The sequence below is a fragment of the Streptomyces boninensis genome (genome assembly GCF_048572725.1).
Taxonomy (GTDB): domain Bacteria; phylum Actinomycetota; class Actinomycetes; order Streptomycetales; family Streptomycetaceae; genus Streptomyces; species Streptomyces boninensis.
Genome location: NZ_CP183837.1, coordinates 689,825 through 711,756, shown reverse-complemented (window position 1 = coordinate 711,756; position 21,932 = coordinate 689,825). Strand labels below are relative to the sequence as shown.

General features: G+C 71.8%; 24 protein-coding genes. 7 read left to right on the top strand and 17 right to left on the bottom strand.

Translation table 11 applies throughout. The features are described from left to right. Window positions 1-3: 3 nt before the first annotated feature. The 4 genes from ACNNMR_RS03190 to ACNNMR_RS03175 form a co-directional block, all read right to left on the bottom strand. Window positions 4-777 carry an SGNH/GDSL hydrolase family protein gene (locus ACNNMR_RS03190; protein WP_419992950.1) on the bottom strand — a complete coding sequence of 258 codons (774 nt, stop codon included), beginning with the start codon at window positions 775-777 and terminating at the stop codon, window positions 4-6. A gap of 24 nt (window positions 778-801) precedes the next feature. Further along, window positions 802-1,818 (bottom strand): hemolysin family protein, encoded by a 1,017-nt coding sequence (locus tag ACNNMR_RS03185; protein WP_419992949.1) that lies wholly within the window; start codon window positions 1,816-1,818, stop codon window positions 802-804. Further along, a complete protein-coding gene (locus ACNNMR_RS03180) occupies window positions 1,815-3,173 on the bottom strand; it encodes a hemolysin family protein (protein WP_419992948.1) in 1,359 nt (452 codons plus the stop codon). Before ACNNMR_RS03180 ends, ACNNMR_RS03185 begins: the two co-directional genes overlap by 4 nt. Before the next feature lie 145 nt (window positions 3,174-3,318). Continuing rightward, the gene (locus tag ACNNMR_RS03175) at window positions 3,319-3,744 is read right to left on the bottom strand and encodes a GNAT family N-acetyltransferase (RefSeq protein WP_419992947.1); all 426 of its coding nucleotides are present in this window, start codon (window positions 3,742-3,744) and stop codon (window positions 3,319-3,321) included. Window positions 3,745-3,791: 47 nt separating this feature from the next. Here ACNNMR_RS03175 and ACNNMR_RS03170 point away from each other — a divergent pair, with 47 nt between their 5' ends. Next, on the top strand, window positions 3,792-4,334 hold the full coding sequence (locus ACNNMR_RS03170; RefSeq protein ID WP_420000246.1) for an FABP family protein: 543 nt from the start codon (window positions 3,792-3,794) through the stop codon (window positions 4,332-4,334). A gap of 40 nt (window positions 4,335-4,374) precedes the next feature. On the opposite strand, the gene ACNNMR_RS03165 is transcribed toward ACNNMR_RS03170, so the two are convergent. After that, on the bottom strand, window positions 4,375-6,945 hold the full coding sequence (locus ACNNMR_RS03165) for an ABC transporter permease (protein WP_419992946.1): 2,571 nt from the start codon (window positions 6,943-6,945) through the stop codon (window positions 4,375-4,377). A gap of 7 nt (window positions 6,946-6,952) precedes the next feature. Further along, window positions 6,953-7,735: an ABC transporter ATP-binding protein gene (locus ACNNMR_RS03160; protein WP_419992945.1), complete on the bottom strand. Its 783-nt coding sequence runs from the start codon at window positions 7,733-7,735 to the stop codon at window positions 6,953-6,955. A gap of 147 nt (window positions 7,736-7,882) precedes the next feature. Between ACNNMR_RS03160 and ACNNMR_RS03155 the strand changes: the two genes are divergently transcribed. Both ACNNMR_RS03155 and ACNNMR_RS03150 read left to right on the top strand, forming a co-directional pair. After that, window positions 7,883-8,404 (top strand): DinB family protein, encoded by a 522-nt coding sequence (locus ACNNMR_RS03155; protein WP_419992944.1) that lies wholly within the window; start codon window positions 7,883-7,885, stop codon window positions 8,402-8,404. A 5-nt stretch (window positions 8,405-8,409) separates the two neighbouring features. Continuing rightward, complete coding sequence (locus ACNNMR_RS03150; protein WP_419992943.1) at window positions 8,410-8,934, top strand: DinB family protein; 525 nt, start codon at window positions 8,410-8,412, stop codon at window positions 8,932-8,934. A 9-nt stretch (window positions 8,935-8,943) separates the two neighbouring features. Here ACNNMR_RS03150 and ACNNMR_RS03145 read toward each other — a convergent pair whose 3' ends face one another. Continuing rightward, window positions 8,944-9,609, bottom strand: a complete 666-nt coding sequence (locus tag ACNNMR_RS03145; protein ID WP_419992942.1) for a class I SAM-dependent methyltransferase — start codon at window positions 9,607-9,609, stop codon at window positions 8,944-8,946. Window positions 9,610-9,946: 337 nt separating this feature from the next. After that, on the bottom strand, window positions 9,947-10,546 hold the full coding sequence (locus ACNNMR_RS03140) for a TetR/AcrR family transcriptional regulator (protein ID WP_419992941.1): 600 nt from the start codon (window positions 10,544-10,546) through the stop codon (window positions 9,947-9,949). Between the two features lie 98 nt (window positions 10,547-10,644). Between ACNNMR_RS03140 and ACNNMR_RS03135 the strand changes: the two genes are divergently transcribed. After that, window positions 10,645-12,135: a carboxylesterase/lipase family protein gene (locus tag ACNNMR_RS03135; RefSeq protein ID WP_419992940.1), complete on the top strand. Its 1,491-nt coding sequence runs from the start codon at window positions 10,645-10,647 to the stop codon at window positions 12,133-12,135. Between the two features lie 50 nt (window positions 12,136-12,185). Here the strand turns inward: ACNNMR_RS03135 and ACNNMR_RS03130 are convergent, their stop codons facing one another. The 5 genes from ACNNMR_RS03130 to bioB form a co-directional block, all read right to left on the bottom strand. After that, window positions 12,186-12,485, bottom strand: coding sequence for a bacteriocin fulvocin C-related protein (locus ACNNMR_RS03130; protein ID WP_419992939.1), 300 nt, complete (start codon window positions 12,483-12,485; stop codon window positions 12,186-12,188). Window positions 12,486-12,651: 166 nt separating this feature from the next. Continuing rightward, the gene (locus ACNNMR_RS03125; RefSeq protein ID WP_419992938.1) at window positions 12,652-12,804 is read right to left on the bottom strand and encodes a hypothetical protein; all 153 of its coding nucleotides are present in this window, start codon (window positions 12,802-12,804) and stop codon (window positions 12,652-12,654) included. 280 nt (window positions 12,805-13,084) lie between these two features. Continuing rightward, window positions 13,085-13,834 (bottom strand): dethiobiotin synthase, encoded by a 750-nt coding sequence (gene bioD / locus ACNNMR_RS03120; protein WP_419992937.1) that lies wholly within the window; start codon window positions 13,832-13,834, stop codon window positions 13,085-13,087. Between the two features lie 2 nt (window positions 13,835-13,836). Then, window positions 13,837-15,132, bottom strand: a complete 1,296-nt coding sequence (locus ACNNMR_RS03115; protein WP_419992936.1) for an adenosylmethionine--8-amino-7-oxononanoate transaminase — start codon at window positions 15,130-15,132, stop codon at window positions 13,837-13,839. After that, window positions 15,125-16,189, bottom strand: a complete 1,065-nt coding sequence (bioB, locus tag ACNNMR_RS03110; RefSeq protein ID WP_419992935.1) for a biotin synthase BioB — start codon at window positions 16,187-16,189, stop codon at window positions 15,125-15,127. The genes ACNNMR_RS03115 and bioB overlap by 8 nt, the downstream gene beginning before the upstream one ends. 120 nt (window positions 16,190-16,309) lie before the next feature. On the opposite strand from bioB, the gene ACNNMR_RS03105 reads away from it, so the two are divergent. Next, window positions 16,310-17,464, top strand: a complete 1,155-nt coding sequence (locus tag ACNNMR_RS03105) for an 8-amino-7-oxononanoate synthase (RefSeq protein ID WP_419992934.1) — start codon at window positions 16,310-16,312, stop codon at window positions 17,462-17,464. Here the strand turns inward: ACNNMR_RS03105 and ACNNMR_RS03100 are convergent. Together ACNNMR_RS03100 and ACNNMR_RS03095 are read right to left on the bottom strand one after the other, a co-directional pair. After that, on the bottom strand, window positions 17,461-17,694 hold the full coding sequence (locus tag ACNNMR_RS03100; RefSeq protein ID WP_419992933.1) for a DUF397 domain-containing protein: 234 nt from the start codon (window positions 17,692-17,694) through the stop codon (window positions 17,461-17,463). The two genes, ACNNMR_RS03105 and ACNNMR_RS03100, sit on opposite strands and share 4 nt — an antisense overlap. A gap of 9 nt (window positions 17,695-17,703) precedes the next feature. Further along, on the bottom strand, window positions 17,704-18,561 hold the full coding sequence (locus ACNNMR_RS03095; RefSeq protein ID WP_419992932.1) for a helix-turn-helix domain-containing protein: 858 nt from the start codon (window positions 18,559-18,561) through the stop codon (window positions 17,704-17,706). A gap of 208 nt (window positions 18,562-18,769) precedes the next feature. Between ACNNMR_RS03095 and ACNNMR_RS03090 the strand changes: the two genes are divergently transcribed. Next, window positions 18,770-19,198, top strand: a complete 429-nt coding sequence (locus tag ACNNMR_RS03090; RefSeq protein ID WP_419992931.1) for an ATP-binding protein — start codon at window positions 18,770-18,772, stop codon at window positions 19,196-19,198. A 10-nt stretch (window positions 19,199-19,208) separates the two neighbouring features. On the opposite strand, the gene ACNNMR_RS03085 is transcribed toward ACNNMR_RS03090, so the two are convergent. Further along, window positions 19,209-20,123, bottom strand: a complete 915-nt coding sequence (locus tag ACNNMR_RS03085; RefSeq protein WP_419992930.1) for a LysR family transcriptional regulator — start codon at window positions 20,121-20,123, stop codon at window positions 19,209-19,211. Window positions 20,124-20,134: 11 nt separating this feature from the next. Further along, a complete protein-coding gene (locus ACNNMR_RS03080; RefSeq protein ID WP_419992929.1) occupies window positions 20,135-21,262 on the bottom strand; it encodes an FAD-dependent oxidoreductase in 1,128 nt (375 codons plus the stop codon). A gap of 82 nt (window positions 21,263-21,344) precedes the next feature. Here ACNNMR_RS03080 and ACNNMR_RS03075 point away from each other — a divergent pair, with 82 nt between their 5' ends. Next, a complete protein-coding gene (locus ACNNMR_RS03075; RefSeq protein WP_419992928.1) occupies window positions 21,345-21,932 on the top strand; it encodes a TetR/AcrR family transcriptional regulator in 588 nt (195 codons plus the stop codon).

The window sequence follows — 21,932 nt, the reverse complement described above, 5'->3', positions numbered from 1 at the left end:
TGGTCACGCCTGCTCGTACGGAGCCAGCTCCCCGCGCTTCGGCGGCCTGCCGTCGCCCGAGGACCTGCCGGTGAGCCGGCGCCCGATCCACGGCCCCAGGTAGGTGCGCGCGAAGCGCAGATCCGCCGCCCGCCGGGCCGCCCACGGGGCCGGGGCGGCCGGCGGCAGCGGCTCGTCCCAGTCGAAGGACGGCGGCAGCCCGAGCGTCTGCCACACCGCCTCGGCCACCCGCCGGTGGCCCTCGGACGTCAGGTGCAGCCGGTCGTCCGCCCACATCCGCTGGTCGGCGAGGGCCTTCGAGGCGTACAGGTCCACCACCAGGGCGCCGTGCCGCGCGGCGAGCTCATCGACGTACGCGAAAAGCTCCTCCATGCGCGGCCTGACCCGGTCGAGTACGGGGCCGTTGCGGCCCGGGCTGCGCATCAGGACCAGCTGCCCGGCGTGCGGCGCCAGCCGCTCCACCGCCTCGCCGAGCCGGGCCTTCACCAGCGCCATGTCGCAGCGCGGCCGGATGGCGTCGTTCAGGCCGCCGACCAGCGTCACCACATCGGCCTCCATCGCGGCCGCCGCGGCCACCTGCTCGTCGGCGATCTGCGCGATCAGCTTCCCGCGTACGGCCAGGTTGGCGTACCGGAAGCCGGGGGAGGCGGCCGCGAGCCGGGCGGCCAGGAGGTCCGCCCAGCCGCGGTAGCTGCCGTCCGGCAGCTCGTCCGACATGCCCTCGGTGAAGGAGTCGCCGACCGCGACAAAGCTGGTGTAATGAACATTTGTTTCCATCGCGAGGGCGATCCTACGCCGGGGTCACGCCGCCCGCCCGACCAGCTCCCGCAGCACATCCTCCATGGTGACGAGCCCGGCCAGCAGCCCATCGTCGCCGGTGACGGCCGCCAGATGGGTGCTGGAGCCGCGCATCGCGGTGAGCACGTCGTCCAGCGGCATCGACGCCCGCACCCGGGCGATCCGGCGCAGCGCGCCGACCGCGAACGGCAGGTCGCGGACCGGCGCGTTCAGGGCGTCCTTCACATGCAGATAGCCGAGGATGCGGCCGAGGTCGTCGACCACCGGGAAGCGCGAGAAGCCCGACTCGGACGACATCCGCTCCAGCTCCTCGGGCGTGATCCCGAACCGGGCCGAGACCACGTCCTCCTTGGGCAGCACGACCTCGCTCACGGGGCGGCGCCCCAGCTCAAGGGCCTCCTGCAGCCGCCCGGTCGCCTTGTCGTCGATCAGCCCCGCCTCGCTGGAGTCGGTCACCATCCGGGCCAGCTCGTCGTCCGAGAAGGTCGCGGACACCTCGTCCTTGGTCTCCACGCGCAGCAGCTTCAGCAGCATGTTCGCGAACGCGTTGATCGTGAAGACCAGCGGGCGCAGCGCCCGCGTCAGCGCCACCAGCGGCGGCCCGAGCAGCAGCGCGGTACGCACGGGGTCGGCCAGCGCCACGTTCTTCGGCACCATCTCGCCGAAGAGCATGTGCAGGTACGTGGCCAGCACCAGCGCGATCACGAACGAGATGCCGTGGGCGACCCCGTCCGGGATGCCGACCGTGTGGAAGACCGGCTCCAGCAGGTGCGCGATGGCCGGTTCGGCGACGATGCCGAGGACGAGGGTGCACAGCGTGATGCCGAGCTGGGCGGTGGCCATGAGCGTCGAGACGTGCTCAAGACCCCACACGACCCGCCGCGCCCGCCGGTCGCCCTCGCGGGCGTACGGCTCGACCTGGCTGCGGCGTACGGAGATGAGCGCGAACTCGGCGCCCACGAAGAAGGCGTTGACGACCAGCGTCGCCAGGCCGATGAACAGCTGGATCGCGATGGTCATCGGCGCGCCTCCGGCCCGTAAGCCGCATGGTCAGCAGCGTGCTCCGGCTCCGGCAGCGGCGCATGCAGCACGACCCGCGCCGCCCGCCGCCCGGTCGCGTCGACGACGTCGAGGCGCCACCCGGCCACCTCGATCGAGTCGCCGTCGGACGGGATCCGCCCGAGCTCGGTGGCGATGAGCCCGGCGAGGGTCTCGTACGGGCCGTCCGGGGCCTTCAGCCCGATTCGCTCCAGCTGGTCGGAGCGGACGGCGCCGTCGGCGTTGAACAGCCGGCCGCCGTCCGTCCCGGTCCCGGCCGGGGCCAGGTCGGGCGTCTCGTCGGGGTCGTGCTCGTCCTGCACCTCGCCGACGACCTCCTCCAGGATGTCCTCCAGCGTTACGACGCCGGCCGTGCCGCCGTACTCGTCGATGACCACACCCATGGAGCGGGCGGTCGACAGCCGGTCGAGGAGCGTGTCGCAGGGCAGCGTCTCCGGCACCAGCACCGGCTCGCGCAGGAAGCCGGTGACCGGGCGGCGGGAGCGCTCGTCGGCCGGTATCGGGAGGATGTCCTTGATGTGCGCGATGCCGATCACCGAGTCGAGCGACTCGCGGTAGACGGGGAAGCGGGACAGGCCTGTGGCCCGGCAGGCATTGGCGACGTCCTCCGCGGTGGCGTGCACGTCGAGCGCCATGACCTGCACCCGCGGCGTCATCACGTTCTCCGCGGTCAGATCGGCCAGGTGCAGGGTGCGTACGAACAGCTCCGCCTGGTCGGCCTCCAGGGAGCCCTGCTGGGCGGAGTGCCGGGCCAGGGCGATCAGCTCCTGCGGGCTGCGGGCGGAGGCCAGCTCCTCGGCGGGCTCCATGCCCATGGCGCGGATAAGGCGGTTGGCGGTGCCGTTGAGCTGGCTGATGAACGGCCGGAAGGCGACCGAGAAGCCGCGCTGGAAGGCGGCCACCCGCTTGGCGATCGGCAGCGGCTGCGAGATCGCCCAGTTCTTCGGCACCAGCTCGCCGACGACCATCAGCAGCACGGTCGAGATCGCCGTGCCGAGGGCGAGCGCGAGGCCGCCGACGGCACCGTGCGGCACGCCGGCCGCGGTCAGCGGACCCTCGATGATCGCGGCGATCGACGGCTTGGCGAGCATGCCGACGATCAGGTTGGTGACGGTGATGCCCAGCTGCGCGCCGGAGAGCTGGAAGGTCAGGCTGCGTACGGCCTTCAGGGCGCTCTCCGACCCGCGCTCGCCGCGCTCGACGGCCAGCTCCAGATCGGCGCGCTCGACGGTGGTGAGGGAGAACTCGGCGGCCACGAAGACGCCGCACGCCAGCGTCAGCGCCAGCGCGACACCGAGGAGGATCACTTCGGTCATCGGGTCACCACCGTCCCATGATCGCCGGAGCGGGCGGGGTGGCGCGATGGCAGGGACTTGGAGGCTCGTCCATCAGTGGACGCTCACACCTTTCCTGGGAAGTGGGTTACGGAACGACCAATAGTAAAGGACCAGCAAAGCGTGGTCATCGCGGGAGCGGCTTCACCCACCGGCTCCACTCTTCCTGCGGCGCGTACCCGGCCCCGCGCCAGGCATGGTGGGCGGTCTCATTCCGGTCCAGCACCATGGCGTCGAGCCGCCGCCCGCCGACCTTCGCGAACCGCTCCTCCGCGGCCGCCAGCAGCGCCGTCGACACGCCCTGGCGGCGGTGGTCCGGGTGCACGGCCAGCCGGTACAGGTGGCAGCGCCACCCGTCGAACCCGGCGATCACCGTGCCCACGAGCTCCCCGTCCCGCTCGGCGAGCAGCAGCGCCTCCTGGTCGCGGGCGATCAGTGCCGCGACTCCGTCCGGGTCGTCGCTGACGCTCGTGCCCTCGGCGGCTTCCTTCCAGAAGGCGAGCACGGCGTGCAGGTCGGCGGGGGAGGAGTGGCGTATCCGGAGATCGGTCATGGGCCATAGTGTCCCTCGTGGCCCCCGACACCCTTGGAGCGCACCGCATGTTCGACCTGCCGTACCCCGACGCCCTCCGCCCGGACGACCAGCCGGCCCCGCACGCACTGCTCACCCCGGTCCTCGGCCTCCTCGGCACGTGGGCCGGCCGCGGGGGCGGCGGATACCCGACGCTGGCGGAGGACTTCGCGTACGAGCAGCGGGTCACCTTCAGTCATGACGGCCGCCCTTTCCTCCACTACGAGGCCCGTGCCTGGCTCATCGACGCGGACGGCACCGCGCTGCGCCCGTCGGCGCGGGAGAGCGGCTGGTGGCGGCTGCAGCCCGACGGCCGGGTGGAGGCGCTGATCACGCAGCCGACGGGGATCGCGGAGCTGGCGGAGGGCCGGGCGGAGGACGGGAGGGTGGACCTGTCGACGCACGAGGTGGCGCTGACGCTGACGGCGAAGGTGGTGGAGGCGACCCGCCGCCGGTACGTCCTGACGGACGAGGACACGCTGGAGTTCACGCATGACCTGGAGGCGGTGGGCGAGCCGCTCCAGCCGCACCTGGCGGCGCGGCTGCGCAAAACAAGCCCGTCCGGCGTTTGAGGACGAGCGAAGCGACATCGCGCCGCAGGCGCGGCCAGGACTATTCGTGCGCGATCGCGGCCAACACGTTGAGCCGCGACGCCCGCAACGCCGGCAGCAGCGCGGCCGCCAGGCCGACGAGCACCGACCCGCCCACGACGGCGACCACCGTCCACCACGGCACCGCAAACGCCCGCATGCCCTGAAGCGCGAGCACCTCGTGCACGCCCCCGCCCCACACCAGTCCGAGCGCCAGCCCCAGCAGCGCGCCAAAGACCGCGATCATCACCGCCTCCAGCCGGATCATCCGCCGCAGCTGCCGCCGCGAAAGACCGATCGCGCGCAGCAGCCCGATCTCCCGCGTCCGCTCCACGACCGACAGGGCGAGCGTGTTCACCACGCCCAGCACCGCGATGATGATCGCCAGCCCCAGCAGCGCGTACACGAGATACAGCAGCACCGCGATCTGCTCCCGCACCAGCTCCTTGAGGTCGGCCTGATCACGGACCTTGACCTGCGGGAATCCCTTGAGCGCCGAGTCGAGCCGATCCCGCAGCGCACTCTGATCCGTGCCCTCGGCGGCATTCACGAGCAGCGCCGCGTCCTGCGCGCCGGGCAGGTACTTCTCCAGCGTGTCCGTGCCCATCATGAAGCCGCCCTGCGTGCCGAAGGCATTCGCCGAGTCCCGTGCGTTGAGCGCGCCGACCGTCAGTACGGCCCGCTTGCCGGTCGTGAACTCCACCGGCAGCCGAGACCCCATCCGCAGCCCGTGCTCGCGCGCGTACTTCGACTCCAGCCCGATGCTGTCCTCCGCCAGCGCGGCATCCGTGCTGCCCGCCGCGTACTCGAGCTTGGCGACCTTGTCGAGATCGCCGTCGACGGCTCCGGCCGCGGTACGGACCTTGCGGCCGTCCGGCAGCGTGATCCGCATCGGCGCGTACCGCTGCCGCACCAGCAGCCCGACCCCCTCGGTCTTCTCCACCCGCTTGCCGATCTCCTTCGGGAAGGGCCCGAAGTTGTCGTTCTGCACGACGAAGTCGGCGCCCAGCGACCGGTCGATCTCCTCATCGAAGGACTTCGTCATCGAGGCGCCCGCCACCGCCATGCCGCCGACCAGCGCGAGCCCCACCATCAGCGCGGAGGCGGTGGCGCCGGTGCGGCGCGGGTTGCGCAGCGCGTTCTGCCGGCTCATCGTGCCCACCGGGCCGAACACCCGCGGGAACGCCGCCCCGAGCGCCCGGATCACGGGCCGTACGAGCAGGGGCCCCGCCACGACCATGGCGATCAGGGTGAGCACGATCCCGCCGAGGAGATACGTGGCCGTGGTCGAGGTGTCCGTACTCAACACGCACCCGACGAAGGAGGCGGCGCCCGCTAGCGCCAGCACGCTCCCGGCGATCGCCCGGATCTTCAGCGGCCGGCCGGTCCCGGCGATCTCCAGGTCGGCGAGCGCCGCCATGGGGGAGACCCGTGCCGCCCGCCGGGCGGGCAGATACGCGGCCACGAAGGTCACCCCGAGGCCGACCACGTACGCGGCGACCGGCGTCGTCGCCTTGACCGTCATCTCGGCCGCGTCCAGGTTCATCCCGAGCGCGCCCATCAGCTCGATCAGCCCGGCCGCAAGGGCGACCCCGGCCGCAAGACCCAGCGTCGAGCCGACCAGCCCGAGCAGCACCGCCTCCGTCAGCACCGACCTCCGCACCTGCCGCCGGTCCGCGCCCAGCGCCCGCATCAGCCCGAGCTCGCGGGTGCGCTGCGCGATCAGCATCGAGAACGTATTCACGATGAGAAAAACCCCGACCAGCACCGCCACCCCGGCGAAGCCGAGCATCACCCACTTGATGACATCGAGGAACGAACCCAGCTCCTCGGTCGCGGACTTGGCCTGCTCGTCGGCGGTCTTCACGGTGTAATCGGCGCCGACGGCGGCCGCGACCCGCTGCTTCAGCGCCGCGTCCTCGACTCCGTCGGCGGCGTCGATGACGATCGCGGTGGCCTGCCCCTTCTTGCCGAGGACCTTCTGCTGGGCCGTGGCCGTATCGGTGAAGACGAGCGTGGCGCCCGGGTTGGTGGTGGTGAAGGCGGCCACCCCGACTACCCGCACCTGATGGCTGCCGGGCGCGGCGACGATCTTCAGCCGGTCGCCGATCGCGATGTCCTTGCGGTCGGCGGTGTCCTTGTCGACCAGCGCCTCGCCGGGCCCGCGCGGCGCGTGTCCGGTGCGCAGTTCGAGGGCGCTCTTCGGGCCCGGGTCCCAGTTGGCGGCGATTGTCGGCGGCCCGTTCGTGCGCCCCACGGGCTTGTTACGGGAGTCGACGACGGTCACCCGCTCGACCTGTACGCGGACGCGGGCCTCGGCGACCCCATCGACGCCCGCGACCTTGTCGCGCAGCTTCGCGGGCACGGTCGGGACCAGCCCGGATGTGATCCCCTGCGCCTCGTTGAACCGCTCCTTCGGCTCCACCGACACATCGGCGGCGGTTGACTTGAACAGCCGGTCGAAGGTCCGGTTCACCGTGTCCGAGAAGATGAGGCTGCCGGAGACGAACGCCACCGACAGCAGGACCGCGAGGGCCGACAGCAGCATCCGCCCCTTGTGCGCGAAGAAGCTGCGCAGCGTCGCCCGTAGCACCTCGGCCTCAGCTCTTCCTGATCCCGTCGAAGCGCTTCATGCGTTCCAGCACCGCCTCCGCGGAAGGATCCGGCATCTCGTCGACGATCCGCCCGTCGGCGAGGAACAGCACCAGGTCCGAGTGCGCCGCCGCCCCCGGGTCGTGCGTCACCATCACCACCGTCTGCCCGAGCGCGTCCACGGCCTCGCGGAGGAAGGACAGCACCTCGAGTCCGGAGCGGGAGTCGAGATTCCCCGTCGGCTCGTCTGCAAAGATCAGCTCGGGGCGGGAGGCCAGCGCCCGCGCGCACGCCACGCGCTGCTGCTGCCCGCCGGACAGCTGCGCCGGGCGGTGGGTGAGCCGGTCGCCGAGGCCGAGCGTGTCGATGACGCGGTGCAGCCACTCCTTGTCGGGGCGCCGCCCGGCGATGTCCATGGGGAGGGTGATGTTCTCCAGCGCGGTGAGGGTCGGCAGCAGATTGAACGACTGGAACATGAACCCCACCCGGTCCCGGCGCAGCCGCGTCAGCTCCCGCTCGCTCAGCCCGGTGATCTCCGTCTGCCCCAGCCAGACCCGCCCCGCCGATACGGAGTCCAGGCCGGCGAGGCAGTGCATCAGCGTCGACTTCCCCGACCCTGACGGCCCCATCACCGCGGTGAAGCGGCCGCGCTCAATCGCGACATCCACCGCATCCAGGGCAATCACCGCAGTCTCCCCGGTGCCGTACGCCTTCGTCAGCCCCGTCGCCCGGGCCGCGAACGGCGCCCCGTCCGCGACGTCCTGCGCCTGTGCCGCTGCCGGTGTGGACACGGCCGCCTCCCCGGTACGTATCGCGGTCAACTCCCTTGCTGCGCCCGAGGGTAAGCCGCTCCCGGCCCCACCGGCATCCTTCCGGAGGGCGGCACGGGTCGTACCGGGGGATGACACGGTGATCGGCGCGGCATAGGCTCCCGGCTCATGACGTGGACCGCACCCGAGATCGCGCGCAGGTACGAGCCGTATGTCGGCAGCGAGCGCACCATGCTGCAGGGCTGGCTCGACTTCCACCGCGACACGCTGCTGCACAAGTGCACCGGCCTGACCGCCGAGCAGCTGAAGCAGGCGAGCGTGCCGCCGTCCGGGCTGACGCTGCTCGGGCTGGTGCGCCACCTGGCCGTGGTGGAGCGCAGCTGGTTCCGGATCCGTTTCGCGGGCGAGGACGTGAAGGACCTCTACATCACGGATGACGATCCGGACGGCGAGTTCGACAATGTGGCGGGGGCCGACGCGGAGGCGGACTTTGCCGTCTTCCGCGCCGAGATCGTCGCCTGCGACGCGGCTGTCGCCGGACGGGACCTCGAGGAGACTTTCGTGGACCCGCTGGGCGGGAAGACGCGCAGCCTGCGGTGGGTCTACACGCATATGATCGAGGAGTACGCGCGGCACAACGGGCACGCTGACCTGGTGCGGGAGTGCGTTGACGGGGTTACGGGGGACTGAGCGGCATGACGTGGACGGCACCGAGTATTGAGCGGCGGGAGGGCCCGCTGGTCGGCCCTGAGCGGGCGATGCTGCAGAACTATTTGAACTGGCACCGGGACACGCTGCTGCTGAAGTGCGCGGGGCTCACGGCTGAGCAGCTTGCGACTGCTGCTGTGCCTACGTCGAATCTGACGTTGCACGGGCTGGTGCGGCATCTTACGAAGGTGGAGCGCGGCTGGTTCCGGCAGGACGTTGCTGGTGAGGACGTGCCGAAGCTGTACTCGACGGCGGAGCGGCCGGACGCGGATTACGAGGATCTCGACGCCGATGCGGCGGAGGCGGACTTCGCGGCGTATCGGGCGGAGGTCGCGGCGTGCGATGCGGTGATGGCGGGGTACGGGCTGGAGGACACGTTCACCTTCGGGCGGGTGGAGAAGGAGACGATGAGTGTGCGGTGTCTTTACCTGCACATGATCGAGGAGTACGCGCGGCACAATGGCCACGCGGATATGATCCGCGAGGCGATCGACGGGGTGACGGGGGAGTAGCTCTCTCTGTCAGGCGGGCTTGCGGGCGGAGCCGAGGACGTGGCCGGCCGCGGGGCCGTTGAAGGGCACCCGGATCTCGTCGTACGGGCCTACCTCGAAGCCGGCCCGTTTGATGGCCGCGACTGTGTCGCGGGAGGTGTGGCAGCCGCCTAGGAGCAGGGGCCAGACGGTGTGGTCGACTGTCCACTGTGCGGCGCGGGTGATGGTGCGGTGCGAGCGTACGTGCTCGAAGAAGCGTAGTTGGCCGCCTGGGCGGAGTACGCGGCGGAGCTCGCGGAGTGAGCGTTCCGGGTCGCGTACGGAGCAGAGCACGAGGGATGCTACGGCGGCGTCGAAGGCCTCGCTCTTCACGGGGAGCGCTTCGGCGGTGCCGGGGACCACGTCTACGGGGATGCCGGCGCGGAGCGCCGCTTCGGCGGCGAGGCGGCGGAGGCGGCGTTCCGGCTCGATGGCGACTACCTCGGAGACGGTGTTCGGGTAGTGCGCGAAGTTGAGGCCGTTGCCGGCGCCGATCTCGATGACGCGGCCGGTGAGGCCGTCGAGCAGCTGGTCGCGGTAGGCGCCGATGCCGGCGCCTTGTTCCGCGCGGGGACTCATCCTGGCGTAGAAGCGTGCGAAGAGTGGGTGGTGCACGGCGTCCCGCGGGGGCTTGCTGCTGCTGCTGCGGCCGGGCATGGGTGGTCCCTTCCGACGACGGTGCTATGGCGATTGTGCCGTGCGGGTGGGGTTATGCGTCCGCGCCTGCGGCGCGGCATCCGAGCTTCGCTCGGAATCCTCAAGCGCCGGATGGGCTTGGGGTGGGTGGGCCGGGCCGAGTTCCGCGACACTACCGAAGAAAACCTCTGTGGTCGGCTTGGGTAGGTTCCGGGGTTTTCTTCGGCAGCGTCGCTCCACTCGGCCCTCCTCCCGGAGGGGAGTTCGGCTTCGGGTTCGCGCTGGGTTCGCCTGGGTTGATCTCTTCGTACGGGCGCTGGTGCTGATCTTGTCTGCTGCCAGCGCGTCCGGGGGCAGGTCACGTACTGCTGAACAGCCGGTCCAGATGTGCGTCGATCGCGGCGAGTGCGTCCGGGGGGTCGATCACGGTGAGTTCGATCAGGGGGGTGAAGCCGGTGAGGGCGAGGAGCAGGTTGGTCTCGGTCGCCGGGTCGCGGGCGGGGTCGATGTGCCCGTCGGCGATCGCCTGGCGGACCAACTGCTCGACGAGGGCCCGCCCTTGGACGAGGCCGTGGCGCGCCTGCTCGTGCACGGCCTGGTCGTGCAGCGCCTCCAAGACGTAGGCGGCGCTCATCCGGCTGGTCGCGCGGGCGTCGGCATGCAGGGGGAGCATTTCCGCGAGGGTCAGGCGTAGCACGTCACGGGGGTGCGGACGGGCACCGAGCTTTTCGAGCGCCTGGTTTACGCGCGCCGCGGTCTGCTCGGACGCGAAATCCATGGCGAAGGTGAGCATGGCCGTCCGTGAGGCGAAGTAGTGCTGCAGCTGCCCGAGTGACATGCCCGCCTCCCGCGCCACCACGCGCATCGTCAGCTGTGTGACGCCGCGCTGTTCCACCACCCGCCACAGTGCGCGGGCGATCGCTTCGCGGCGTCCGCGGTGATCCACCTGTTTCGGCATCGTCAGCCCCCTCCTTCGCGCTCCAGAGCCGTTCCAATACAGTCGACATAATACATCTGACCCATAACCCTGGGTCCGCTCGAGGGAAGGGAGTCGTCATGTCCGAACAGCCAAAGGTGCGGACCACGGAAGGCGTGCTGCAGGGGCGCCGGCGCCAGGGGCATGCGGTGTTCCGGGGCATCCCCTACGCCCAGCCCCCGGTCGGAGCGCTCCGCTTCGCCGCGCCCGCGCCGCCGCACCGCTGGGAGGGGACGAGGCAGGCGGTCGAGTACGGTCCCGTGGTGCCGCTGTCCCTGCCGATCGACGTGCCCCCGCAGGGCACCGACTGGCTGACGCTCAACGTCGGCACCCCGGACCCCGGCGCGGCGGGACTGCCGGTGCTGGTGTGGATCCCCGTGGGCGGCTACCTCTCGGCGGCGTCGAGCGACCCGATGTACGACCCGGCGGCGCTGGCCGAGGCGGGGATCGTCGTGGTGACCATCAACTGCCGCGTGGGCGCGGAGGGATTCGCGTTCCTCGACGACGCGCCGCCCAACCGCGGATTCCTCGACCAGATCGCGGCGCTGGAGTGGGTGCAGCGCAACATCGCCGCCTTCGGAGGTGACCCCGGACGGGTCACCGTGGGCGGGGTGTCCGCCGGGGCGGGCTCGGTTGCCGCCCTGCTGACGATGAAGTCCGTGCGCGGCCTGTTCCGGCGGGCCATCGCCCATTCGGTGCCCGGGCTGCACAGCACCCCCGCGCTGGCGCGGCAAGTCACCGCCGCGTTTACGGACCGGCTCGGGGCGGCGGCCCCCACCGCCGAGGCCCTGCGCGACATCGACCCATGGCACCTGGCCGCCGAGCTCACCTCCTTCAACGCCGGCCTGCACGCGCACCGGGAGAGCTGGGGACGCCTCACGGAGACCGGCACCGCGCTGTGCCCTGTCGTCGACGGCGAGGTCCTTCCGGAATCGCCTTGGCCCGCGCTGACCGGTGCGCGCGCGAGCGGGACCGAACTGCTCGTCGGCCACACCCGGGACGAATTCCGGTACTTCAGCGTCATGAGCGGACGGTACGGCACCTTCACCGAGCAGGACGCCCACGCAGCCCTCGAACTGCTCGCCCCGCAGCCGGACGGTGCGCGGGCCTACCGTGCCGCGTTCCCGCAGGCAGGCCCGGAGGAGCTGGTGGAGACGGTGTACTCCGACGCCCTCTTCCGCATGCCGTCACAGCAGCTGGCCGAGGCGAACGCCGCAGCCGGCGGCACCTCGTACCTCTTCGAACTGTGCTGGGCGGCCCCGGCCCTCGACGGCATCCTGGGCGCCTGCCACAGCCTCGACGTACCCCTGGCATTCGGCACGCTGGACAGCCCCGTCGCCACCCAGCTCATCGGCGACGAGCCCACCCCCGAGGCCGCCGCGCTCTCCCGCGAACTCCAGGAAGCATGGGTCCGCTTCATCACCACCGGCGACGCGGGCTGGCCCGCCCACCGGCCCGGCGGGCACCTCATCCGCGTCCTGGACACCGAGTCGAAGACTCTGCCCTACCCCGAACAGGCATCCCGCCAGATCTGGGCAGGCCGCTTCCCCGCTCCCTTCGATCATTCGTAACTGTCCGGGTCGGCTCCTGCGACGGCGAGGTCGATCACCAACCAGACGATCTACATGCTGACGCAGCTCCCGCTGCACCAGTCGCTGGCGCAACTGCACTGGCAGCCCGCGAGCGGGGAAGCGGCCCGCTGCGGCGGGCCGAGCGTGGCCAGGAGGGCTCGTGCCTCGTCCAGACCGTACGCGGCGATGGCGTCCTCGCGGAGACGCTCCAGCCGCCGGTGGACGTCGCGCGTCATGCGCTCGGCCGCCAGGTCGGGGTGCGCGTCGCGGTAGGTGCGGAGGTGGCTGGCGTGGTGCTGCCGAGGACGACCGCAACGGCGCCTGCCTAAGAGTGGGTGCGTGTGGCGCATGCTCTCCGAACGCCTGTGTACGCCAGGTCCTGACGTCCGGGTTTTCGAGCGGCATGATGTCGAGTTTGCTGTCGCCCGCGTGCTTGACCTGCTCGGCTGTCCGGCGACAGTCGCAGCAAGAAGCGTATGCCGAATGCGGGACAATCTCGCAATGACACTGCCGACCTCAGGGTTGCTGGGTTGTGAGCTGGGGAGGGACGCGATCGCCGTCGGCCGTCATGATCCGGATGACCTCGACGTCGCCATCGGCGTCGCGGTACGGAACGAGTTCGGCGGCAGGCACCTGGATATCTGGAATGCCGATGAGATCGAGAGACATGGCCGAGAACCTACCGGGTGAACATCGACTGCCCGCCCTGCGCGCTGTGCTCGCTGAACTCCTGGCCGACTGTTCGGCCGACGCGGCCGCCCGGACCCGGTCGGCACGGTGATCGTCAGGATCAGTACTGGCGAGCTCCGGTCCCCACCCCCAGCAGTCGGCCGCTTCATCCGAGGAGGGCCGAGTGGAACGACGCCGCCGAAAAAACCCAGCACCGGGCGGCGGCTGACCACGGCGTTTTTTCGGTGGTGTCGTGGAACTCGGACCGGCCCACCCACTATCAAGCCGGTCCGGCGCTTGAGGACTCCGTGGCGAAGCCACAGGATGCAGCCCAGGTCTCCACATCCCACGTGCCCCCGAAGCGCGGCGCCAGCCACCCGGGCGCGGCCTCGCGAAAGACCTCCGGGGCCAGCCGGGCGGAGCCCGAAGGCACCGCCCCCACCAGCGGCGCACCCGAAACCTCCGGCAGATCCGCCACATTGCACCGGGCCGCCAGGTCCGCTTCGTCCGGCCACGACCCGATGACCACCCCGGCGCAGTCGATGCTCCGCGCTCGAAGCGCCTCCGCCGTCAGCTGCGTGACATTAAGTGTCCCGAGCCCGGCCGCCGCCACCACGACCACCGGCGCCCCGACTCGCGCAGCCGCGTCGGCCAGCGTCCCGCCGGCCTCGTCGTAGCGCACCAGCAGCCCACCCGCGCCCTCGACCAGGACCACATCGTGCGAAGCCGCCAGCTTCTCCGCCGCCTCAGCCACATCCGCGGGCCTTACGGGCGTCAGCCCGCACCGCCGGGCAGCCGTCCCGGGCGCAAGCGGCTCCGGGTAGCGCGCCAGCTCCACCGTCGTGACGCCGGGCCCGGCAAGGCGCGCCACCTCCGCGGCGTCCCCGGCCTCCCCAACCGCGACCCCGGTCTGCGCCGCCTTCAGCACCGCCACCGACCGCCCCGCGGCCACCGCGATCGCGGCAAGCGCCGCCGTAACCACGGTCTTCCCGACCTCCGTACCCGTACCACTGACGAACGTCACGCCCATGCTCAACCCGCCTCCGCCGCCGCACACACCGCCGCGCACACCCGCGCGAGATCCGCGTCGCCCGTCACGTACGGCGGCATCGTGTAGATCAGATCCCGGAACGGCCGCAGCCACACCCCGGCCGAGACAGCCGCCCGCGAGGCCGCCGCCATGTCGACCTCATGGTCCAGTTGTACGACGCCGATCGTGCCGAGCACCCGCACATCCCGTACGCCCGCCAGCTCCGCCGCCGCGCCGAGCCCGTCCGCGAGACCCGACTCGATCCGCTTCACCTCCGCCTGCCAGTCGTGCCCGATGAGCAGGTCGATCGAGGCGCACGCCACCGCCGCGGCGAGCGGATTGCCCATGAAGGTCGGCCCGTGCGCCAGCACGGGGACCTCACCGCGCGAGATCCCCTCGGCGACCTCACTCGTGCACAGCGTCGCCGCCATCGTCATATAGCCGCCGGTCAGCGCCTTGCCCAGGCACATCACATCCGGCGCCACCTGAGCGTGCCCGGCCGCGAAGAGCGTGCCCGTACGGCCGAAGCCAGTCGCGATCTCGTCGAAGATCAACAGGACGTCGTGCTCGTCGCAGGCCTCGCGCAGCACCCGCAGATAGGCGGGGGAGTGGAAGCGCATGCCGCCCGCGCCCTGCACCACCGGCTCCACGATCACCGCGGCGAGCTCGTCCGCGTGCGCGGCCACCGTCGCGCGCAGGTGATCGGCGTACGCCGGATCCGCCGGATCCGCGAAGCCGCCCGGCGGGGCGTCCGCGAAGATCTGCTCCGTCAGCACCCCGCCCCACAGGTGGTGCATGCCGCCTTCCGGGTCGCACACGCTCATCGGCTGCCAGGTGTCGCCGTGGTAGCCGCCGCGCCAGGTCATCAGGCGGCGCTTGGCGGGGCGGCCGCGCGAGCGCCAGTACTGGAGGCACATCTTCGCCGCGACCTCGACCGATACGGACCCGGAGTCCGCGAGGAAGACGTGCTGCAGCGGCTCCGGTGTGAGCTCGACCAGGCGGGTCGCCAGCGACACCGCCGGCTCGTGGGTCAGGCCGCCGAACATCACATGGCTCATCCGCGACAGCTGGTCGCGCGCCGCCTCGTCCAGGGCCGGGTGCCGGTAGCCGTGGATCGCCGACCACCAGGACGACATCCCGTCGATCAGCTCGTCGTGGCCGCCGGCCGGCTGCGCCAGGCGCAGCCGGACCCCCGTCGCCGAGTCGACGACGAGGGGCTGCTGCCGGCCCGGCATCGGCCCGTACGGATGCCAGACGTGGTCGCGGTCGAGCTCCAGCAGCCGCTGCGGGTCAGGCATTCGGCGGCAGCTCCGTGCCGGCGCCGCGGCGGCGTACGGCCACCAGGTCGGCCTCGCGGTGCTCGGGGAGCGTGGTGGTTTCCTGGCCCTCCACCTCGAAGCCGGCGTCCGCGATCATGTCGAGGTCGGCCTTGCCTGCCTGGCCTTCGCTGGTCAGGTAGTCGCCGAGGAAGATGGAGTTGGCGATGTGCAGGGCGAGGGGCTGCAGGGTGCGGAGGTGGATTTCGCGGCCGCCGGCGATGCGGACCTCGGCGTCCGGGCAGACGAAGCGGACCATGGCGAGGATCTTGAGGGCCCGCTGGGGGGTGAGGTTGCTTTCCTTGGCGAGGGGGGTGCCCTCGAAGGGGATCAGGAAGTTCACCGGGACCGAGTCCGGGTTCATCTCGCGCAGTGCGAAGACCACGTCGACCAGGTCGGCGTCGGACTCGCCCATTCCGGCGATCAGGCCGGAGCAGGCCGAAAGACCGGCGGCCTGTGCCTGTTTCACCGTCTGGACACGGTCGGAGAAGTCGTGCGTCGTACAGATGTCGCCGTACATCTCCTCCGACGTGTTGAGGTTGTGGTTGTACGCGTCCGCGCCGGCCGCCCGGAGCTTGTCGGCCTGGCCGTCCGACAGCAGGCCCAGGCAGGCGCATACCTCGACCTTCTCGTTCTCGCCTCGGATCGCCGAGATCGTGTCGGCGACCCGGTCCACGTCCCGGTCCGTCGGGCCCCGGCCGCTGGCGACCAGGCACACCCGCTTGGCGCCCCCGGCCACTCCCGCGGTCGCCGCGGCGGCCGCCTCGCCGGGCTTCAGCCAGGTGTACTTCAGGATCCCGGCATCCGAGCCGAGCCGCTGCGAGCAGTACGAACAGTCCTCCGGGCACAGGCCCGACTTGAGGTTCACGAGATAGTTCAGCTTCACCCGGCGGCCGAAGTACGCGCGGCGCACCTTCCCGGCCGCCGCCACCACGTCGAGCACGTCGTCATCCGATGCCGCCAGCACGGCGAGCGCCTCGTCCCGGCCCGGCAGCTCGCGCCGCAGCCCCTTGTCCACCAGCGTCTTCAGCAGGTCCATGCCCGCGATCCTTCCCCACCGGGAGGTCGTCGGCCAATGAGACACCGCACAAGGCTCGCCGCGATACGTGTGTGCCTCGCCACACAGCGGCAGCGGCCCAGGTCGTCGTACGGTGCGCACATGCCGCACGCCCACGCACCCTTCGCCTGGATCGACGAGGCCGCCGCCGCCCGCCGCAGCGCCGGTCTCGTACGCACCCTGCGCCCGCGCCCCGCGGACAGCACCCTGCTCGACCTGGCGGGCAACGACTATCTGGGCCTGACTACCCACCCGGAGGTGACGGCCGCGGCCGCCGATGCGGCGCGGCGCTGGGGCGCGGGTGCCACCGGCTCGCGGCTGGTCTCAGGGACGACGGCGCTGCACGCCGAACTCGAGGCCGAGCTCGCCGCCTTCACCGGCTTCGAGGCCGCCCTCGTCTTCTCCTCCGGGTACGCCGCCAACCTCGCCGCCGTCACCGCCCTGACCGGCCGCGACAGCCTCGTGGTGTCGGATGCGGGCAACCATGCCTCCCTCATCGACGGGTGCCGCCTCTCCCGCGCCGCCGTCGATGTCGCCTCGCACGCCGATCCCGAGGCCGTCGACAAGGCCTTGACCGGACACGACGGCCGCGCCCTCGTCGTCACGGACGCGGTCTTCTCCGTCGACGGCGATACGGCTCCGCTGCCCGATCTCGCCGCCGTCTGCCGCGCCCGCGGCGCCGCGCTGCTCGCCGACGACGCGCACGGCCTCGGCGTCCTGGGCGAGGGCGGTCGCGGCACCCTGCATGCGGCCGGTCTCGCCGGGGCTCCCGGCGTCGTGGCGACGGTGACGCTGTCGAAGTCCCTCGGCAGCCAGGGCGGCGCGGTGCTCGGTCCGGCGCCGGTCATCGAGCATCTGCTCAACACCGCGCGCACCTTCATCTTCGATACGGGCCTGGCGCCCGCGGCAGCGGCCGGTGCCCTGGCGGCGCTGCGCCTGCTCGGCCGCGAACCGGGCCGGGCGGCCCGCGCGCGCGATGTCGCCGGGGCGCTGCACGACGGCCTGACAGCCGCCGGGTTCGCGCCCGTACGGCCGCAGGCGGCCGTGGTCTCCGTGCCCGCGCCCACCCCGGAGTCTGCGGTCCGGTGGGCCGCGGACTGCCGGGACGCCGGCCTCGCGGTGGGCTGCTTCCGCCCGCCGTCGGTGCCGGACGGCGTCTCCCGCCTGCGCCTGACCGCCCGTGCGGATCTCACGGACGGTCAGGTGGAACGGGCGGTGACGACGGTGGTCAAGGCCGCGCCCGCGGCGGCCTCCTAACGCCCGGCGAACGCGCCGGACTTGACCGCGGCGGTAAAGGACTCCCAGGCCCGCGCGGTGAAATGCAGCTGCCCACCCTCCGGGTCCTTCGAGTCGCGGACGGCGAGCGACCCGGAGGCCATACGGGCGGCCTCTACACAGTTGTTGGCGCCTGTCGAGTAGCTGCTGCGGACCCAGCGGGTGCCGGGTGGAGCAGCGTCATCGAGGGCGGACGGGGACGGTTCTGCCATGGTGCCTCCTCACGCGCCAGCGCTTATGGCGGCGATCAACTCCAGTGACTCCTTGTGTGGCAGGGCGCCCGCCTCCAGCGTCGTGAAGGCCTCCCCGTACGCCCCCAAGTCTTCTTTCCGTTCGAGATAGAGGCTACTCGTCAAATGGTCGAGAACAACCACATCCAGATCGGCTCCGTGCGAAAAAGAGAAGATAACGAAAGGCCCGGTGACCCCGATGTGCACTCCACTGTCGAACGGCAGCACCTGCAGCCGCACATGAGGCAGCGCGCCTACCTCCACGAGGTGCCGCAGCTGCTCGCGCATCACCTCGGGCCCGCCCACCTTCCTGCGTAACACCGCCTCGTCCAGCACCGCGTGCAGCACCAGCGGCCGGCTGCCGTGCAGCACCGACTGCCGCGCGAGCCGCACATCGACGAGGGGGCCGACCTGGCCGCTCGCCGCTTTGCCGAGTGCGGCCGAGGTGACGCAGCGGGCGTATTCGGGGGTCTGCAGCAGGCCCGGGACCACCGTGGTCTCCAGCGTGCGCATGCCGGTGGCCTCGGCCTCCAGGCTGATGAAGTCCCGGTAGGCGGGCGGCAGTAGATCGCGGTACGAGCTCCACCAGATGCGCGGGCCGGCGGCGACGCCCTCGGCCAGGGCCAATAACAGCTGCCGTAACTCGGGTTCGCGCACCCCGTAGGCATCGAGCAGTAGCTCCACGTCGCCAGGTTTGGCGGCGCTGCGCCCCGTCTCGATCCGGCTGACCTTCGACTGATGCCAGCCGACCCGCCCGGCCGCCTCACCGGAGGTGAGCCCTGCCAGGTCCCGTTGTCTGCGTAACTCCGCGCCGAGCTTGCGGCGGCGCACCGCTGGACCGTGCCGCATGGCGCCATAGTGTGCTCCACGAAACCGGTCGGCCGTAGCAGACTTCACCGCTTCGAGGGACAGATATATGCAGATCTCGTGAGATCGCCCCCGGACCAGGCCACTTCGGTGGCAGGCTGTCGCGCAGCAACCACCCGCGGTCGTCATCGACTTCAACCCGCACAGCGTCGGAGTCCGGCCCCGGGGCGGGAAAGGGACGGGCGCGGCCATGGCAGACCAGAAGGAAGCATCAGTCACTCTGCCGAGCGATCCGGCGTCGGTCACCGCGGCGCGCAGATATGTGACCGAAGTGCTGACCGAGTGGGGTGTCCCGGAGGGTGCCGAGACCCGGGACACGGTACGTCTGATCGTCTCCGAGCTTGCCACGAACGCCATTCAGCACACCTTCGGGCAGTCCCCGGTCTTCACCGTAAAGGTGGAGCTGGAGCGCGACGAGGCGCTGCGCATCGGCGTCACCGACAGCCATCCGCGCTGGCCGCAGCGGCTCCCGGCGGCGGTGCAGCAGGACAATGGCCGCGGGATGGTGATCATCCGATGGCTGATGGCGGAGGCGGGCGGCAGGTTGACGGTGCAGCCGACGGCGGACGGCGGCAAGACGGTGTGGATCGCGCTGCCGTGGAAGACGCCGGTGGCGTGACGCAGCCGGGCTACTGCTGCGACCGCCCGAACGTCCCGCGCAGCAGCGCCCGCAGCGACTGTGCCGCCGCGTTCGCCTCGCCCTCCCGGTACGCCACCCCGATGGTCCGCTTCAGCGCCGGCGGGTCGAGCCGCCGCATCGCGATCGGGGTGACGGCGAGGCGCGTCATCATCTCCGGCACCACCGCGACCCCCAGCCCGGCGCTGACCAGCGCGCACACCAGCACATAGCCCGGGGTGTCGCAGCGCACCGCCACCCGCGCCCCGGCCTCGGCGAGATGGGCCTCGACGGCGCTGCGGTTGGAGTTCTCCGGTGCGCTGGAGACCAGCGGCTGCCCGGCGAGATCGGCCATCGGCAGCCGCCCGGTGCCGGCCGTCAGCGCGTGCCCGGGCGCGGTGACGAGCACCAGCTCCTCGGTCAGCAGCGGCTCGACCGCCACCCCGGCGGGCGGGTGCTGTGCCGTGGGGGCGGGGTCGTACGCGTGCGTCAGCGCCAGGTCCGCCTCGCCGCGCGCCACGGCCGCGACGCCGTGCGGCGGCTCGTACTCGGCGACATGGAGCTGCACGTCGGGATGCTCGCGGCGGAAGGCGCTCAACACCGGCGGCAGCAGGTGCGTGCCCGCCGTCATGAAGGAGCCGATGCGCAGCCGCCCGCCGCACAGCCCGTTCAGCTCGGCGAGTTCGAGCCGCGCCCGTTCGAGCTCGTCCAGTACGCGCCGGGCCCGGGACAGCAGCAGCTCGCCCGCGGCGGTGAGCGCCGCCCCGCGGTGGTGGCGTACGAGCAGCGCGGCGCCGGCCTCCCGCTCCAGCTTCACCAGCTGCTGGGAGAGGGCGGGCGTGGTATAGCCGAGCCGCTCGGCCGCGCGCGTGATGGAGCCGGCCTCGGCGACGGCGACGAGGGCGGCGAGGCGCTGCGGGTCGTACACGGTCGGGCCTCTCAGCGGTGGTCGGCGGTGGCGAAGTCGGGCAGTTCGGTGGAGATTAGCCCTTCGGCGGCGCCGTCGAGGAGCCGGGCCATGTCGGCGGAGCGGGGGAGCATGGTCTTTTCGTACGCGCGGATGGCGGCGTCGGCGGTGGGGTGGTGGGCGATGGCGAGGGCGAGTTCGGCGGCGTCCAGCATGGCGAGGTTGACGCCGACGCCGAGCGGGGGCATGAGGTGGGCGGCGTCGCCGAGGAGGGTGACGGTGGGGTGGTGGGCCCAGGTGTGCGCGACGGGGAGGGCGAGGATCGGGCGGTCGACGTAGGGGCCGTCGTTGTCGGTGAGCAGCCGGCGCATGCGGGGTGACCAGTGGCGGTAGCGCTCCAGGAGGTGGGCGCGGATGCCGTGGGTGTCCGCGGGGGTGAGGCCGGCGGCGGTGATCCAGTCCGCGGGGGTGCGCTGGATGACGTAGACGCGGATGTGGTCGCCGCCGTTGCGCTGGGCGAACAGGCCGCGGTCGCCGTCGGCGCCGGCCGCGCTGCCGTGGCCGACGAGGCCGGCGATGTCGGGGTGGCGGGTGTCTACGTTGTCGAACCAGGCTTCCAGGAAGGTGACTCCGGTGTAGCCGGGTGTGGCGGGGGAGACGGCGCGGCGGACCTTCGACCAGGCGCCGTCGGCGCCGATGACGAGGTCGGCCTCGGCGGTGGTGCCGTCGGCGAAGTGCAGGCGGCGGGGGCCGGTGGCCGGGCCGCTGATCGTCTGGAGGGGGTGGTCCCAGCGCACGGTGCCGGGGTGCAGGGAGTCGAGGAGCAGGTCGCGGAGGCGGCCGCGGTCGATCTCGGGCTTGAAGAGCTCGCCCTCCTCCGGGATGTGGTGGAAGCGGACCGTGCCGTCCGGCGCCAGCTGGCGCATCTCCTGTCCTTCGGGGCGGGCGAGTCTGAAGAAGTCCTCCAGGAGGCCCGCCTCGCGGAGGGCGAGCTGGCCGTTGTCGGCGTGCAGGTCGAGGGTGCCGCCCTGATCGCGGGCGTCGGGGGAGGGGTCGCGGTCGTAGACGGTGGCGGCGATGCCGTGCCGCTGCAGGATGCGGGCGCAGGTCAGGCCGCCGGGACCGGCGCCGATGACCGCTATGCGGAGTTTGGTGTCCATGGCCGCCAGAAAAGCACAACGACTCAATAAGTGCAACAACTCAACTTTTGAACTCAGGCAACCGAAGGCATATGATGGCGCCATGACGAGCACTCCGCCGGGGCGCCGTGAGCGCAAGAAGGCCGCCACCCGCCAGGCCATCGCGGACGCCGCGCTGCGGCTGTTCCTGGAGCGCGGATACGACGACGTCGGCATCCGGGAGATCGCTGATGCCGCGGACGTGTCCACCACCACGCTGTTCAAACACTTCCCGGTGAAGGAGGCCCTCGTCTTCGACGAGGCGGCGGACCATGAGGCCCGGCTGATCGCCGCCGTACGGGAGCGGCCGGAGGGGCAGTCCATTCCTGCCGCACTGCGGGAGCACGCCCTGACCGCGCGCCTGGCCGCCGCGGGCAGCGACCCGCGCTTCAAGGCGTTCATGGAGCTGGTCGACGGCACGCCCGCGCTGCGCGACTACCACCAGAAGGTGTGGCTGCGCTACACCGCCGCGCTCGCCGGCGCCATCGCCGCGGAAAGCGGCCTTTCGGAAGCCGACCCCGCGTGCGCCGCCCTCGCCCACTTCGCCCTCGAAGCCCCGCGCGTGGCCCACGGCCACGACGACCCCCGGCAGGCCATCACCCGCGCCTTCGAGCTCCTGGAACACGGCTGGAGCGCGGCTGCCCGTCCCTGA